This window comes from Caulobacter sp. ALps2 (assembly GCF_058681635.1).
This window is the reverse complement of sequence record NZ_CM178743.1, coordinates 3128370-3142151: the sequence shown is the minus strand read 5'-3', so window position 1 is coordinate 3142151 and position 13782 is coordinate 3128370. Positions and strand designations below refer to the sequence as shown.

General features: G+C 67.9%; 15 protein-coding genes. 6 read left to right on the top strand and 9 right to left on the bottom strand.

Going from position 1 to position 13782, the window contains the following annotated elements; all coding sequences use genetic code 11:
* Window positions 1-3: 3 nt before the first annotated feature.
* Both ACW173_RS14885 and ACW173_RS14880 read right to left on the bottom strand, forming a co-directional pair.
* A complete protein-coding gene (locus tag ACW173_RS14885; protein WP_492080774.1) occupies window positions 4-393 on the bottom strand; it encodes a DoxX family protein in 390 nt (129 codons plus the stop codon).
* 168 nt (window positions 394-561) lie between these two features.
* Window positions 562-1497: an RcnB family protein gene (locus tag ACW173_RS14880; RefSeq protein WP_492080773.1), complete on the bottom strand. Its 936-nt coding sequence runs from the start codon at window positions 1495-1497 to the stop codon at window positions 562-564.
* A gap of 105 nt (window positions 1498-1602) precedes the next feature.
* Here ACW173_RS14880 and ACW173_RS14875 point away from each other — a divergent pair, with 105 nt between their 5' ends.
* The 3 genes from ACW173_RS14875 (at window position 1603) to ACW173_RS14865 (ending at window position 3644) form a co-directional block, all read left to right on the top strand.
* Window positions 1603-2163, top strand: a complete 561-nt coding sequence (locus ACW173_RS14875) for a DUF924 family protein (RefSeq protein ID WP_492080772.1) — start codon at window positions 1603-1605, stop codon at window positions 2161-2163.
* A gap of 118 nt (window positions 2164-2281) precedes the next feature.
* Complete coding sequence (locus ACW173_RS14870; RefSeq protein ID WP_492080771.1) at window positions 2282-3121, top strand: thymidylate synthase; 840 nt, start codon at window positions 2282-2284, stop codon at window positions 3119-3121.
* Window positions 3122-3131: 10 nt separating this feature from the next.
* Entirely contained in the window at window positions 3132-3644 is a 513-nt protein-coding gene (locus ACW173_RS14865; protein WP_492080770.1) for a dihydrofolate reductase, read from the top strand.
* A gap of 13 nt (window positions 3645-3657) precedes the next feature.
* Here the strand turns inward: ACW173_RS14865 and ACW173_RS14860 are convergent, their stop codons facing one another.
* A complete protein-coding gene (locus ACW173_RS14860) occupies window positions 3658-4095 on the bottom strand; it encodes a hypothetical protein (protein WP_492080769.1) in 438 nt (145 codons plus the stop codon).
* A gap of 212 nt (window positions 4096-4307) precedes the next feature.
* On the opposite strand from ACW173_RS14860, the gene ACW173_RS14855 reads away from it, so the two are divergent.
* Window positions 4308-6389 (top strand): hybrid sensor histidine kinase/response regulator, encoded by a 2082-nt coding sequence (locus tag ACW173_RS14855; RefSeq protein ID WP_492080768.1) that lies wholly within the window; start codon window positions 4308-4310, stop codon window positions 6387-6389.
* Here the strand turns inward: ACW173_RS14855 and ACW173_RS14850 are convergent.
* Window positions 6371-7390 carry a hypothetical protein gene (locus ACW173_RS14850; RefSeq protein WP_492080767.1) on the bottom strand — a complete coding sequence of 340 codons (1020 nt, stop codon included), beginning with the start codon at window positions 7388-7390 and terminating at the stop codon, window positions 6371-6373. The genes ACW173_RS14855 and ACW173_RS14850 overlap by 19 nt on opposite strands.
* A 352-nt stretch (window positions 7391-7742) precedes the next feature.
* Between ACW173_RS14850 and ACW173_RS14845 the strand changes: the two genes are divergently transcribed.
* Together ACW173_RS14845 and ACW173_RS14840 are read left to right on the top strand one after the other, a co-directional pair.
* Window positions 7743-8654, top strand: coding sequence for an SMP-30/gluconolactonase/LRE family protein (locus tag ACW173_RS14845; RefSeq protein ID WP_492080766.1), 912 nt, complete (start codon window positions 7743-7745; stop codon window positions 8652-8654).
* 97 nt (window positions 8655-8751) lie between these two features.
* Window positions 8752-9558 carry an SDR family NAD(P)-dependent oxidoreductase gene (locus tag ACW173_RS14840; protein ID WP_492080765.1) on the top strand — a complete coding sequence of 269 codons (807 nt, stop codon included), beginning with the start codon at window positions 8752-8754 and terminating at the stop codon, window positions 9556-9558.
* 164 nt (window positions 9559-9722) lie between these two features.
* Here ACW173_RS14840 and ACW173_RS14835 read toward each other — a convergent pair whose 3' ends face one another.
* From ACW173_RS14835 to ACW173_RS14815, 5 genes are all read right to left on the bottom strand, one after another.
* Entirely contained in the window at window positions 9723-10814 is a 1092-nt protein-coding gene (locus ACW173_RS14835; protein WP_492080764.1) for an NADH:flavin oxidoreductase, read from the bottom strand.
* A gap of 79 nt (window positions 10815-10893) precedes the next feature.
* Entirely contained in the window at window positions 10894-12105 is a 1212-nt protein-coding gene (locus ACW173_RS14830) for an acyl-CoA dehydrogenase family protein (protein WP_492080763.1), read from the bottom strand.
* 6 nt (window positions 12106-12111) lie between these two features.
* The gene (locus ACW173_RS14825) at window positions 12112-12402 is read right to left on the bottom strand and encodes a putative quinol monooxygenase (protein ID WP_492080762.1); all 291 of its coding nucleotides are present in this window, start codon (window positions 12400-12402) and stop codon (window positions 12112-12114) included.
* A gap of 111 nt (window positions 12403-12513) precedes the next feature.
* Window positions 12514-12786, bottom strand: a complete 273-nt coding sequence (locus ACW173_RS14820) for a hypothetical protein (protein ID WP_492080761.1) — start codon at window positions 12784-12786, stop codon at window positions 12514-12516.
* Window positions 12787-12924: 138 nt separating this feature from the next.
* A complete protein-coding gene (locus ACW173_RS14815; protein ID WP_492080760.1) occupies window positions 12925-13620 on the bottom strand; it encodes a TerB family tellurite resistance protein in 696 nt (231 codons plus the stop codon).
* Between the last annotated feature and the right edge of the window lie 162 nt (window positions 13621-13782).

Sequence of the window (13782 nt, the reverse complement as noted above, 5' to 3'; positions counted from 1 at the left end):
CGCTCAAGCCTTGCGCCAGGGGAACATGGCGCGCAGGGCCGGGTCGCGCAGCCACAGGCCGCCCCACATGAACAAGCCCAGATACAGCGAGAACAGTTCGTGGCTGAACAGCGGGTTTTCGATCCGCACCTGGGTGGCCATGGCCCCGCCCAGCAGACCCGTCATCAGCACCGCGCCCAGGAAGGTCGTGCGCGGGAAAAGATAGAGCGCCAGGAAGGCCAGCTCCATCAGGCCGATCATCAGGACGTAGTCAGCCTTCCAGCCCAGCGAGACCAGGGTCTCGGCGGCCACGGGCATGCCCAGGAGTTTCGGCGCGATCGACGCGCCCAGCATGAAGAGGGCGAAAAGGCCGGTCAGGACACGACCGGTCCACACCATGGGGGAAGCTTTCATCGGATCTCTCTCCACGCGACGGTCTGTCCGCCTTTGGACCGAGGACGGCCGAGCTTCGCCCAGTCCGACATCGTGAGGAAAGAAATTCTAAGAACGCTAGGGGAGGACGCCACGAGAGGATCCCTCCGAAGTGAACGGGCGGGCCCATAAGGCGCCCGCCCGTCGGCGTCACCAGAAGAGGTCGTAATAGACGCTCAGGACCTGGCCGCTCCAGACGTCGACCAAGATGGCGTTGTCGCCGACCCGGACCCACTCGCAGCCGATCGGCGGCTGCGGCAGGCCGTACTGCCAGGCGTCCAGATAGTACGAGCTGCCGTACCAGCCGCCCGGCAGGTAGTCGCCGAACGACCAGGCGCGGACGTACCAGCCGCGCGGATAACGATAGGCCGGGGCGCGATAGCGCTGAACGGACCGGAAGCTCGGGCGATAGTGGTTGCGGTCGTACCGAGGGCGGCCACGGTCGCGATCTCGGTACTGGCCCTGGCCCGGACGACGGTCGTTCCGGTCCCAGCCGCCGCGATTGTCGTTGCGGTCGTTGCGATCCCAGCCGCCACCACGGTTGTCATTGCCGCGATCGGGGCCCCGATTGTCGTTGCCTCGGTTGTCGTTTCCACGGTCCGGGCCACGATTGTCGTCGCGGTTCCAGCCGCCCGGGCGGCTATCGTTCCGGTTCCAGCCGCTGCCGCCGTTGTTCCGCGGCTGCTGCTGGGGTTGAGGCTGGGCCTGAGGCTGCTGCTGTCGCGGGCGGTCGCCGCCACGGTTCCAGTCCGGCCGGCCGCCGCGATCGCCACGGTCGCCGCCGCGATCGCCTCGGTTCCAGCCGCCGCCGTTGTTCTGTTGCTGCTGCGGCTGGGCCTGGGGCTGAGCCTGGACCTGCGGACGTTCGCCGCCGCCACGGTTCCGGCCGCCACCGCCGCGATCACCGCCGCGATCACCGCGCTCGACACCACCGCCACGGTCGCCACCGCGATCGCCGCGCGGGCCGCCGTCGCGTTGTTCGCGCTGCGCCTGCTGCTGTGCGACCACCGCCCCGGCGGCGCCGGCCTCGGCAGCCGCACCGCCCAGCAACGAAAGCAGCATGGCGGTCGTGATCAGACGTTTCATTTCTTGCTCCGAAGGGCCTTGAAGCAAGGCCCGGGCTTGTCCCTTGATAGCACTCTCGGACTCACCGGATGAACCGGGCTTGAACGGACCTCACGAGGGCTTTCGATGAGCGCGCACCCCAACGACGTCGTCGGCTTCTGGCTGAAGGCCGGCCCGAAGAAATGGTTCGCCAAGGACCACGCCTTCGACGCCGCCATCGCCTTGAAGTTCGAGCAGACCCACTACCGCGCCTCGATGCGCCGCTACGACGACTGGGCCCAGACGCCGCTGGGCGCCATGGCCCTGATGATCCTGCTGGATCAGTTCCCGCGCAACATGTACCGCAACACCCCGCACGCCTTCGCCACCGACCCGCTGGCCCGGATGTTCGCCCGCCAGGCCATCGCCGCCGGCCACGACACCGACGCCTCGATCACCGCCGACCTGCGGCCCTTCTTCTACCTCCCGTTCGAGCATTCGGAGTCGCTGGTCGACCAGGAGTTCAGCGTCGAGTTGTTCGCCGCGCTGCAGGCCGACACCGGCGACGAGGAGTCGATGAAGTACGCCATCATCCACCGCGACATCATCGCCCGGTTTGGTCGCTTCCCCCATCGAAACGAGGGGCTTGGTCGTATAACCACCGACGCCGAGCGCGAATTCCTCGACGAAGGCGGCTTTGCTGGATAGCCGCCGCCCCTACTGAATTCGCGGGACCCGGCGAAATAAGGATAACTGACCGCGCCCTGTGGATGGCTCGCACCGCCGCGGTGTTCAACGCCGTGATTCGCGCCCAAACTGCCGGCCCATGAACACCGCCGTCCTCGACGCCCCGAAAGCCGCCGCCGATCATCCCGAGCGGCAATACCTGGCCCTTCTCGCCGACATCCTGGCGAACGGCGCGCGGCGCGGCGACCGCACGGGCACTGGCACGCTGGGCGTCTTTGGCCGCCAGATCCGCTTCGACCTCTCCAAGGGCTTCCCGGTCCTGACGACCAAGAAGCTGCACCTGCGCTCGATCATCATCGAGCTGCTGTGGTTCCTGAAGGGCGACACCAACATCGCCTATCTCAAGGACAACGGCGTGCGCATCTGGGACGAGTGGGCCGACGAGAACGGCGAGCTCGGCCCAGTCTATGGCAAGCAATGGCGCTCGTGGGCCACGCCGGACGGCCGGTCGATCGACCAGATCGTCAACCTGGTCGAGAACCTGAAGACCAATCCCAACAGCCGCCGCCACATCGTCTCGGCCTGGAACCCGGCCGACGTCGACGACATGGCCCTGCCGCCCTGCCACTGCCTGTTCCAGTTCTTCGTCGCTGACGGAAAGCTTTCCTGCCAGCTCTACCAGCGCAGCGCGGACGTGTTCCTGGGCGTGCCGTTCAACATCGCGTCCTACGCCCTGCTGACCCTGATGGTCGCCAAGGTCGTCGGCCTGGAGCCGGGCGAGTTCGTCCACACCTTCGGCGACGCCCACCTGTACCTGAACCACCTGGACCAGGCCAAAGAGCAGCTGACCCGCGAGCCTTATCCCTTCCCGACCATGAAGATCGCCGACAAGCGCGACCTGTTCGGGTTCGAATACGAGGACTTCACACTGGAAGGCTACCAGGCCCATCCGCATATCAAGGCCGAGGTCTCGGTTTGATCCGCCCCCAATGTCTGTGAATTTGGCCATCGTCGTCGCCCGCGCCGCCAACGGCGTGATCGGTCGTGACGGCGACCTGCCCTGGCGGCTGAAGTCGGACCTGGCTCTGTTCAAGGCCAACACCCTGGGCAAGCCCATCATCATGGGCCGCAAGACCTGGGACAGCCTGCCTCGCAAGCCCCTGCCCGGCCGCACCAATATCGTGCTGTCCCGCGACCAGAGCTTCGAGCCCGGCGGCGCGGTGGCCTGTGAGACCTGGATGGAAGCGGTCGAGATCGCCAAGGAGCAGGCCGCCGACGACGGCGCCGAGGAGGTCTGCGTGATCGGCGGCCGGGCGCTATTCGAGCTGGCCCTGCCCAAGGCCAAGCGTCTGTACCTGACCGACGTCGCCGCGCGGGTCGAGGGTGACGTCCATTTCCCCGAGTTCGACGAGAGCGCCTGGACGCAGGTCCGTCGCGAGGAACACCCGGCCGGCGAAGGCGATGATCACGCCTTCGTCTTCCGAGTGCTGGAACGGCGCTAGTTCGCCCCTAAGGCTACATGGCGAGCGGCCGGGGCTTCTTCTCCAGATTGGCCAGCTTGCGCGTCTTCAGGGGCTTGCCCGTGCAGGCCTTGAAGACGACCTCGACCTCGCCCCCCTTGCCGACCTCGGGCATGGCGTATTTGGCCGGGCCGACCCGGAGGGCGGTGACCACCGTGTCGCCCTTGTCGGTCTTGCTCCAGCCGAGCCGCGCATGGGTCGCGGTGTCACCGAAGCGCTTCTGAAGGTCGCGGTCGAAGGTCTTGTGGATCGCCGCGTCGACGACCGGCTTCCACTGGTCGTTGGTCATCGCCGGGCAGCTGGCCCGCGTCGGCATCGCCCCGGACTTGGACGGCGGAGACTTCGACCACGGCATGGAGGGCAGAGAGGGCTTGGTGCCGCAGCCCGCCAGCATCAACCCCGCCGCCGCGACCGCCATTACAGATACCCGCATACCCAGAATCCCTTGTCCGTATTTCGCTCCACGCTCACCGCGAAATCGTGGCGGGCGCAAGGCCTCGTCATCAGCGAAGTCGTCGGCGGTTGTCGCGTCCGCCGGAACGGCGTCAAGCCGCGCCAATTTGACGCTGTCGCGGTTAACCGACGGCAGGCGCCCGCCGCGCATTCTGCGCATCCCTATGGGTGGCCAGTACGAGCGGACGAACGTTGAAGCGTAGCACCGAGCCTCATTTTCAGGACGGTCAGAACCTCAGGATCGCGGGCCTGCTCACGGCCTTCGTGGGGTCGATGGCCTACAGCCTGTTCCTGGCGGGCGCGACGCAGAACCTGCCGTCGATCTGGACCGCCAACGCGGTGATCATCGCCGGCCTGCTGACCCTGACGGGGCGGGCGCGCTGGATCCTGCTGGTCCTGGCCGGCCTGGCCGATGTCGCCGTCGAGCTGGTCGCGGGCGTCGACCTGTCGTTCATCCTCGTGGTCGCGCCACAGGACATGCTGCAGGTGGCCATCACCGCCTGGGGCCTGCATCGCCTGCGCCTGACCAGCCACATGCGCAGTCCATGGGGTCTGGCCCGCATCACCGGCGTCGCCGCGATCATGATCGTCGCCCTGTCGATGGTGACGACCACCACCCTGGCCATCTCGCAGGGACGGCCGCTGCTTGACGGTTGGGCCGACTGGATCATGCCCAACGTGCTGGGCCTGATCCTGGCCATGCCGACCACGATCATCCTGATGGACCGCCGCCACAAGCCGCTGTTCGCGGCCTCGGCCTGGCAACTGACCGTGCTGACCCTGCTAGTGGCGCTGACGGCGGTGGCGATCTTCACCTGGGAGCCGGCGCTGCAAGCCCTCCTCTTCGCCCCCGCCATGCTGGCCGTGTTCCGGGGCGGACCGCGCGCGGCGGCCATCGTCGTCATCGCGTCGCTGGCCGCCTCTATCCCGGCGGTGCTGCACCGGACGGGCGTAGATCCCACCGTGGCCCTTTCGCCCCTGCGCCACGCCCTGATCTTCCACGCCGTGCTGTTCGCCGTCTGCCTGATGGCGGCGATGATCCTGGAACGGCAGAAGCGCCTGCAGGCTCTGATGGCGCGCGGCCGCGATGTCGCACGCGCCGCCCAGGCCAACGCGCAGGCCGCCAACAAGGCCAAGTCCGACTTCCTGGCGACGATCAGCCACGAAATCCGCACCCCGCTGAACAGTATCCTGGGTTTCGCCGACCTGGTGGCCGACGATCCGGGCCTGTCGCTCGAGAGCCGCCGCCGCGTCGACCTGATCGGCCGCTCGGGCCGCTCCCTGGTCGAGATCATCAACGACCTGCTGGACTTCTCGAAGCTGGAAGCCGGCCGCATGGAGCTGGATCCCGAGCCGCTGTCGCCGGCCCTGGTGCTGCGCGACGCCGTGGCCATCGCCGCCCCAGCCGCCGAGGCCAAGGGGCTGGACCTGCGGGTCGTCGTGACCGGCGGCGAGGAGGACACCCTGTTCGCCCTCGACGACACCCGCCTGCGTCAAGTGCTGCTGAACCTCGTTTCCAACGCCATCAAGTTCACTCGCGACGGCGCGGTCACCGCCCGGCTGGACCTGTCGGTCGCGCCCGGCCGCCTGCGCTTCGAGGTGACCGACACTGGCATTGGCATCGCGCCCGAGGTGCAGGCGCGCCTGTTCCAGCGCTTCACCCAGGCCGACAGCTCGATCAGCCGGGGCTTTGGCGGCACCGGCCTGGGGCTGGCCATCAGCAAGGCCCTGGTCACCTGCATGGGCGGCGAGATCGGCGTCGACAGCGCGCCAGGTCGGGGCTCGTGCTTCTGGGTCGAGCTGCCCGTCGAGGCGGCCGAGCCGGCGCCAGTCACGGACATCGCCCCGCACGAGGCCAGCAATGCGCGCGGCGCCCGGGTCCTGCTGGTCGATGACCATCCGGTCAATCGCGAACTGGGTCACGCCCTGCTGGTCCTGGGCGGCCATGAGGTGGTCACCGCGGAGGGCGGAGCCGAGGCCATCGCCCTGGCGCGCGATGAGGTCTTCGACGTGATCCTGATGGACGTCCACATGCCCCAGATGGATGGCCTGGCCGCCACCCGCGCCATCCGCGCCATGCCGCCGCCCGCCGGCGCGACGCCGATCCTGGCGCTCACCGCCGACGCCATGCCCGAACAGATCGCCCGCTGCCTGGCCGCGGGCATGGACGGCCACGTGGCCAAGCCGATCGTCCGCGACACCCTGCTGGCGGCGGTGACCCGCTTCACCGCCCGGCCTGTCGGGATCGTCCAGGCTCAGTCGTCGGTGAAGTAGTCGGCGATCGCCGCGTCGACGGTCTCCAGCTCGAACTTCGGGGAGGCGGCGCGCTCCAGGGCCCGGCGGATCTGCCAGGCGCTGCGACCGACGTGGACGCCCATGCCGCGCAGCTCGGCGACGATGGCCTCGCGGGTGGCGTCGTCGACCGACTTGTTGTTCTCCAGCCGCGCCTGGTCCAGCCGCCAGCCGAAGAACGCGTCGGGCGTCAGCTCGACCACCGCGCCCGGCGACGGTAGCCACTCATAGATCGCGCTCTGCTGGTCGATGGCGTGGTCGACATAGTGGGCCAGGCAGTTGCGGTAGCGCCGGGCGGCGTCACGGATGGCGGCGACGGTCTCCAGCGGCCGCAGGCGTTCGGTGCCCGGATGAGGCGGCGGCGGCAGCTCCCGGCGGAAGTCCTCGGCCACCAGGGCGAACAGCGCCTTGGGCGTCGGGACGTGGCCCCAGGCCGCGATCCGCTGAGCCAGCAACTCCGACGTCAGGCGCTTGGCCAACACCGCGTGGGCCTCCGCCAGCAGCGCGGCCTGGGCGGGCGTGACGCGCAGGGCCACGCCGCCGATCTCGCGCAGGTCGGCGGGCAGCGCCGCCAGGGCGCGGACCAGGTCCGGCGTGATGACCTCTGCGTGACGCAGGGTCTTGGCCGGCGCGGGATCGACCAGCATATGCACCAGGGCGCGATAATCCTCGGGCGCCCAGGCGATCTCGCCCAGATGCTCCAGCGCCCGGCGCAGCCCCTCGGGCGCGACGTCTTCCAGAGCCAGGCGGATGGCCTTGCGCATCGGCAGGTCCATCAGACGTGTGACATCAATGGGAGGACCACCGAGCGGCTCGGCGGCCAGCATCAGGCAGATCAGGTGGCGTCGCGCGGCCGTGGCGGTGACGAACGGCGCGTGCGGCGCGGGCCACAGAGCGGCCAGCACGTCGGCATAGGGCGGCGCGATCAGGCGTAGCAGGGGCGAGGCGACCAGGGTCGAACTCGCGAGAGACTGGACGGTCATCGAAGAGCTCCGGCGGCGGCCGGAGCGGCCGCGGCTAGCGGGAAGTGCGCAGGGGACGGGGGGCGGATCGGCGGCAGCGCGAATTCGACGGCGCGCGCCAACCCGCCGTCGGCGGTGCGTTGGTCTGTGCGGCGGCGAGTGTCATGCGGCGGATCTGCTCCTGGAGCGGCGATGAGGGCGTGCTGATCCCACGACTCTCAGGCCGAGAGCAAGTCCCCAGAACAGCGTTCTCGCACAGGCGCCCGTTCTGTTGCCCGCGCGACACGGTTGGCCGAACGGAACCCTCGCCAGGTTCAAACAGGCGTTTATAGTCACCGCTAACGCCCAACAGAGGCGCTCAGGGAGAGACGCGATGGACATCCAGCTGGTGGCCGACGGCCTGCAATTCCCCGAAGGTCCCGTGGCCATGGCCGATGGCTCGGTGATCCTCACCGAGATCCAGGGCCAACGCTTGACGCGGGTCTGGCCCGACGGCCGCAAGGAGACGGTGGTGGAGACCGGCGGCGGCCCCAATGGCGCGGCGATCGGCCCGGACGGGGCGATGTACGTCACCAATAATGGCGGTAGTTTCGCCTTCTTCGAGGCCAATGGCCTGAACATCCCCGGCCCAACCCCGCCCCGCCACCAGGGCGGCTATATCCAGCGGGTCGATCTGAAGTCTGGCGCGATCAGGACCCTCTATACCGAGTGCGACGGCAAGACGCTGGTTGGCCCCAACGATCTGGTCTTCGACAGACAGGGCGGTTTCTGGTTCACCGACCACGGCTGCTCGACGCCGGACGGCAAGAAGTACGGCGCGCTGTACTACGCCCTGCCCGACGGCTCGAAGATCACCCGCTGGCGCGACCACTTCGTCTCGCCCAATGGCGTGGGCCTCTCGCCCGACGAGAAGACCGTCTACATGGCCGACACCATGCTGGGGCGGCTGTGGTCGTTCGAGGTCACGGCGCCGGGCGTGCTGGCCGATCCCTTGCCGCTGATGCCGGGTAACGTCGTGTGCAACCTGCCGGGCTACCAGCTGCTGGACAGCCTGGCCGTCGAGGCCGGCGGCAAGGTCTGCGTGGCCACCATCATCAACGGCGGGATCACCGCCTTCGACCCGGACGGCTCGACCGAGCACTACGCCTTCCCGGACGTGATCGTGACCAACATCTGCTTTGGCGGCGACGACATGCGCGACGCCTGGATCACCGCCTCGGGCACCGGCAAGCTCTACAAGGCGCGCTGGCCGCGTCCGGGGCTGAAACTGAACTTCAACGCGTAAGAACGTGACTTGAATTCACAAGTCCTGGTCCAGGCCACGGCATAGTCTGGCGTCGTGGCGGGCCCATCTGTGGCTTCGTCAACAATGGAGCCCAGCGATGGACCTGAAACTGAACGACAAGACCGCGCTGGTGACCGGCTCGACCGCCGGCATTGGCCTCGAAATCGCCCGCACCCTGGCCGTCGAAGGCGCGAAGGTGTTCGTCACCGGCCGCACCCAGGACAAGCTGGACGAGGCGCTCGCCAGCATCCGCGCCTCGGGCGGCAAGAATGTCGCCAATATAGAGGTTAGGGGCGTGCTGGCCGACGCCGCCACGGCGGACGGCGCCGCCGCCATCCTCAAGGCCGTCCCCTCGGTCGACATCCTGGTCAACAACCTCGGCATCTACGAGATGAAGGCCTTCGCCGACATCCCGGACGAGGACTGGCTGAAGCTGTTCGAGGTCAACGTCATGAGCGGCGTGCGCCTGTCGCGCGGCTACTTCCCCGGCATGCTGGAACGCGACTGGGGCCGGGTGATCTTCATCTCGTCGGAGTCGGGTCTCGCGATCCCCGGCGAGATGGTTCACTACGGCATGACCAAGAGCGCCCAGCTGGCGGTCGCGCGGGGCATGGCCCAGCAGACCAAGGGCACCGGCGTCACCGTCAATTCGGTCCTGCCGGGTCCGACCCGCGCCGCGGGCATCTTCGAATTCCTGAAGAGCGTCTCGGCCAATCCGGACGGCACGGCCGCCGAGCACGAGGCCGAGTTCTTCGAGAAGCACCGCACGTCGTCGCTGCTGCAACGGATGATCGAACCGCAGGAGATCGCCAGCCTGGTGGCCTATGTCGCCAGCCCGCTGTCGGCGGCGACCAACGGCGCGTCGCTGAAGGCCGAAGGCGGCCTGGTGACCACGATCGCCTAGCCGTCTTCCCGCAGGAACGTCCCCGCGATCAGCAGCGCCATCGCCAGAAGCGCGAGCAGGCCGGCGGTGTAGGGCATCCAGGTCATCGTCGCCTCCCTCTAGATTGGAGGCGACGATGGTCCGGAGCCGTCTTTTCCGACAGCCCCGGAACAGGGGGGTTATGGCTAGTACAGCGTACCCAGAGCAGCGCGTTCGAAGTTCTGCAGTTCGTCCTCGCGGCCGTCGCGGATCTTCACGACCCATTCCGGATCCTGCAGCAGGGCGCGGCCGACGCCGACCAGGTCGAACTCGCCGCGCTCCAGGCGTTCCAGCAGGCCGTCGATCGAGGCGGGCTGGCTGCCCTCCCCGCCGAACGCGGCGATGAACTCGCCCGACAGGCCCACCGAACCGACGGTGATGGTCGGCGCGCCGGTCAGCTTCTTGGCCCAGCCGGCGAAGTTCAGGTCGCTGCCCTCGAACTCCGGCTCCCAGAACCGGCGCTGCGAGCAGTGGAAGATGTCAGCCCCGGCGTCGGCCAGAGGCTGCAGCCAGGCTTCCAGCAGCTGCGGGGTCTCGGCGTTCTTGACGGCGTAGTCCTGCTGCTTCCACTGCGACAGGCGGATGATCACCGGATAGTCCGGGCCCACGGCCGCGCGCACGGCTTTCAGGATCTCGGCGGCGAACCTGCTGCGGTCAGCGATCGTCGCGCCGCCGAACAGGTCGTCGCGGACGTTGGTGCCTTCCCAGAAGAACTGGTCGATCAGATAGCCGTGGGCGCCATGCAGTTCGATGGCGTCGAAGCCGAGGCGCTTGGCGTCGGCGGCGGCCGTGCCGAAGGCGGCGATGGTGTCGGCGACCTCGGCGTCGGTCATCGGCTCGGTGAACGGGTTGCCGCCCGCCTTGGACAGGCCCGACGGGCTGTCGACCTTGCCTAGCTGGGCCGGCCCCTTGGCGGCGCCCACGTGCCACAGCTGCGGGGCGATCAGGCCGCCGGCCGCATGGACCTCGTCGACCACCTTCTTCCAAGCGGCCAGTTCGGCCTCGCCATGGAAGCGCGGCACGTTGGCGTCGTTCAGCGAGGCGGGACGGGCCACGCCCGTGCCCTCGGTGACGATCAGGCCCACCTGCCCCTCCGCGCGCCGGCGGTAGTAGGCGGCGACGTCGTCGGTGGCCACGCCGCCCGGTGAGAACGACCGCGTCATCGGCGCCATCACCGTCCGGTTGGGCAGCTTCAGCGACTTGAATTCGAACGGCTTGAACAGGGCGTCGAGCGACATGGGATGTTCCGGAACAGGATGTGTTGCGCGCGATCCAAACATTTGTTCGAAGGCGGCGCCACTCAGAAAAACTGGGGCGCTAAAGCCCCAGCACCATCTTGGCCATGATGTTGCGCTGGATCTCGTTGGAGCCCGCGTAGATCGAGGCCTTGCGGTAGTTGAAATAGGCTGGAGCCGCCGGAGCCGCGTAGTCCGGTCCCGCCCGGCCCTCGTTGCTCTGGCTCCAGGGATCTTCGACGAACGGCGCGGCGTAGGTCCCGACCGCCTCCAGGGTCAACTCGGTGATGGCCTGCTGGTGCTCCGAGCCGACGCATTTCAGCATCGACGAGGCCGGCCCGATCGCCTTGCCGGCGGCGCGACCGGAGAAGATCCGCAGCTCGGTGGCGTTCAGGGCCGCGACCTGGATCTCCAGATTGGCGATCTTCTCGCGGAAGTCCCGGTCGTCGATCAGCCGCCCGCCATCGTCGGCCCGTTCCAAGGCGGCGATGCGCTTGACCTTCTTCAGCGCGTTCATCAGGCCCGGCGCATAAGCGTTGCCGCGCTCGAATTCGAGCAGGTACTTGGCGTAGGTCCAGCCCTTGTTCTCCTCGCCGATGCGGTTGGCGACGGGCACGCGGACATTGTCGAAGAAGACCTGGTTGATCTCCTGCTCGCCGTCGGGCGGGCCATCGAGCGTGGGCAGCGACTTGATCTGAATGCCCGGCGTATCCATCCGCAGCAGCAGGAACGAGATGCCCTCCTGCGGCTTGCCCTCGGAAGAGGTGCGGACCAGGCAGAACATCCAGTCGGCCCACTGGGCGTGGGTGGTCCAGATCTTCGAGCCGTTCAGGACGTAGTCGTCGCCGTCACGCTCGGCCTTCATCTGCAGCGAGGCAAGGTCCGAGCCCGACCCTGGCTCCGAATAACCCTGGCACCACCAGATGTCGGACTTCAGGATCGGCGGCAGGTGCTGGGCCTTCTGAGCGTCGGAGCCGAACGCCATGATCACCGGCGCGACCATCTTCAGCCCCATCGGCGAAGAGGTCGGCACGCCGGCCAGGCTCATCTCCATGTTGAAGATGTAGCGCTGCGAGGTGGTGAAACCCGCCCCGCCCAGCTCGACCGGCCAGTCGGGCGCGGCCCAGCCCCGGTCGGCCAGCTTCTTCTGCCAGGCCACCTGGCCGGCCTTGTTCAGATAACCGTTCTTGGACCGGGCCAGCATGGCCTTGGTTTCGTCGTCGTAGGCGGTCGCGATCCAGTCGCGGACCTCCCGCTGGAACGCCAGGTCCTCGGGCGAAAAGGCCAGATCCATCGGCCCCTACTCCACCGCGTCGAGATACTCGATGTCCGGACGACCGGCCATGAACGGCCCCATCGCGGCGCCGGCGGCCTTGAAATAGTCCGTGCCGCCGTGGAGCTTCAGGGCGTCCTCGGACGCGTAGAGTTCCAGCACCTTGTAGATGCCCGCCTCGGTCTTGGACTTGGTCAGCTGATAGACGAGGCAGCCCGGCTCGTTGGCCTTGACCTTGTTCTGCAGGTCCAGGAACACCGTCTCGAAATCCGCCGACTTGTCCGGCTGGACCTTCAAGGTCGCGACGACACCGATCATGCTTGCCTCCCAACGTTTGTTTGAAAGCAGGATGGGGTGGTTGGAGGCGCGGGGCAAGCCCTCAACGCCCGTCGTTCGCGCCCATGCGGCGGGAATCACGGAGGGTGGTTGTTAAGGCCGCTCGTTCCAGCCGTACGCCACCCACGAGTGGCCGCCGACGTTGCGGGCTTCGATCAGGCCGTCCTCGGCCTTGGGCTTGGCCTTGCGGCCGCGCAGGGCGAAGGCGGCCAGGCCGAACAGGGCGCTGCCGATGAAACCCACGACCACCACGGTCGCCGCGAAGATCACCGCCAGGACCGCCCCGGCCACCACCGCGACCGACGTCGCCAGGGCGCCGGCGATCCAGGCCAGGTTCCTCAGGGGCGAAGCAGCGGCGGTGCTCATCGGTATCCTTTCGTACGCACGCTCATGGTCAACGAAGTTGGTTCACAAGCGCTGAATATCAACTGAACACCCGCCGAGGCCGGATGAAAAGCCTTTTCCCGTCCTTAGGGAGGCTAAGCCCCGAGACAGATCGTCTCGTCAACCCGCGGCGACCAGCCCCAGTTCCCGGCGCTCACGCATCACGGTCGAGAAGGCGGCGTTGATCGCGGCCGCCTTGGTCTCGGCCAGCGCGATGAAGTCGGCCGGCAGGCCCCGGGCGCGGGCCCGATCGGGGTGAGCGTTGGAGAGCGCGATCTTCCACGCCTTGCGCACGGTGGCGTCGTCGGCGTCGGGTAGCACTTCCAGGATCGCGTAAGGATCATCGGCGCCGACGCCCAGGTGAGTCGCGCGCAGGCGGCGGAACGACAGCGGCGACATACCGAACAGGTTCGAGACCCGCTCCAGATAGTCGAGCTCATCCTGGGTCACCACGCCATCGGACTTGGCGATGTGGAACAGGCCGTCGACCACGTCTTCCAGCAGCTGCGGGCAACTGGAATAACGCTTGGCCAGCCGCTTGGCGTAGCTCTCGAAGCCGTGGGTGGTCTGGCGAGCCAGGTCGTACAGCCGGTGGATGTTCGGTTCCGACGCCGGGTCGGGCTGGAACACCTCGGTGAAGGCCTGGAATTCCGTGCCGTCGGCGCGACCGTCGACCTTGGCCAGCTTGGCCCCCAGCGCGGTCACCGCGGTCGAGAACGCCGGGTCCTCGCCCGGCAGGCCGCCCGGACATTCCGTGCAGTCGGCCAGGTCCAGACGACGGGCGGCGATGCTCGCGATATTGCGCCAGAAGCTCATGAGCGCCTCAAATCCAGCGACAGACGAAAGAAAATACGCGCGACGGAGCGATGCGGATCACACCGTCACCGCGCTTCTAGCACAATGAGAATGATCGTTCACATGACTTTCCCGCAATGCGGCGAAACGCCTGAGCCCTTAAGGTGGAGCTATTCGCGGACT

Excerpts from the sequence above, each read along its gene's own strand:
- ACW173_RS14830 (WP_492080763.1), bottom strand. The coding sequence starts at position 12,105 with ATGGATCTGGCCTTTTCGCCCGAGGACCTGGCGTTCCAGCGGGAGGTC.
- ACW173_RS14840 (WP_492080765.1), top strand. The coding sequence starts at position 8,752 with ATGGACCTGAAACTGAACGACAAGACCGCGCTGGTGACCGGCTCGACC.
- ACW173_RS14820 (WP_492080761.1), bottom strand. The coding sequence starts at position 12,786 with ATGAGCACCGCCGCTGCTTCGCCCCTGAGGAACCTGGCCTGGATCGCC.
- ACW173_RS14875 (WP_492080772.1), top strand. The coding sequence starts at position 1,603 with ATGAGCGCGCACCCCAACGACGTCGTCGGCTTCTGGCTGAAGGCCGGC.
- ACW173_RS14825 (WP_492080762.1), bottom strand. The coding sequence starts at position 12,402 with ATGATCGGTGTCGTCGCGACCTTGAAGGTCCAGCCGGACAAGTCGGCG.
- ACW173_RS14870 (WP_492080771.1), top strand. The coding sequence starts at position 2,282 with ATGAACACCGCCGTCCTCGACGCCCCGAAAGCCGCCGCCGATCATCCC.
- ACW173_RS14865 (WP_492080770.1), top strand. The coding sequence starts at position 3,132 with ATGTCTGTGAATTTGGCCATCGTCGTCGCCCGCGCCGCCAACGGCGTG.
- ACW173_RS14845 (WP_492080766.1), top strand. The coding sequence starts at position 7,743 with ATGGACATCCAGCTGGTGGCCGACGGCCTGCAATTCCCCGAAGGTCCC.
- ACW173_RS14815 (WP_492080760.1), bottom strand. The coding sequence starts at position 13,620 with ATGAGCTTCTGGCGCAATATCGCGAGCATCGCCGCCCGTCGTCTGGAC.
- ACW173_RS14850 (WP_492080767.1), bottom strand. The coding sequence starts at position 7,390 with ATGACCGTCCAGTCTCTCGCGAGTTCGACCCTGGTCGCCTCGCCCCTG.
- ACW173_RS14885 (WP_492080774.1), bottom strand. The coding sequence starts at position 393 with ATGAAAGCTTCCCCCATGGTGTGGACCGGTCGTGTCCTGACCGGCCTT.
- ACW173_RS14880 (WP_492080773.1), bottom strand. The coding sequence starts at position 1,497 with ATGAAACGTCTGATCACGACCGCCATGCTGCTTTCGTTGCTGGGCGGT.
- ACW173_RS14860 (WP_492080769.1), bottom strand. The coding sequence starts at position 4,095 with ATGCGGGTATCTGTAATGGCGGTCGCGGCGGCGGGGTTGATGCTGGCG.
- ACW173_RS14835 (WP_492080764.1), bottom strand. The coding sequence starts at position 10,814 with ATGTCGCTCGACGCCCTGTTCAAGCCGTTCGAATTCAAGTCGCTGAAG.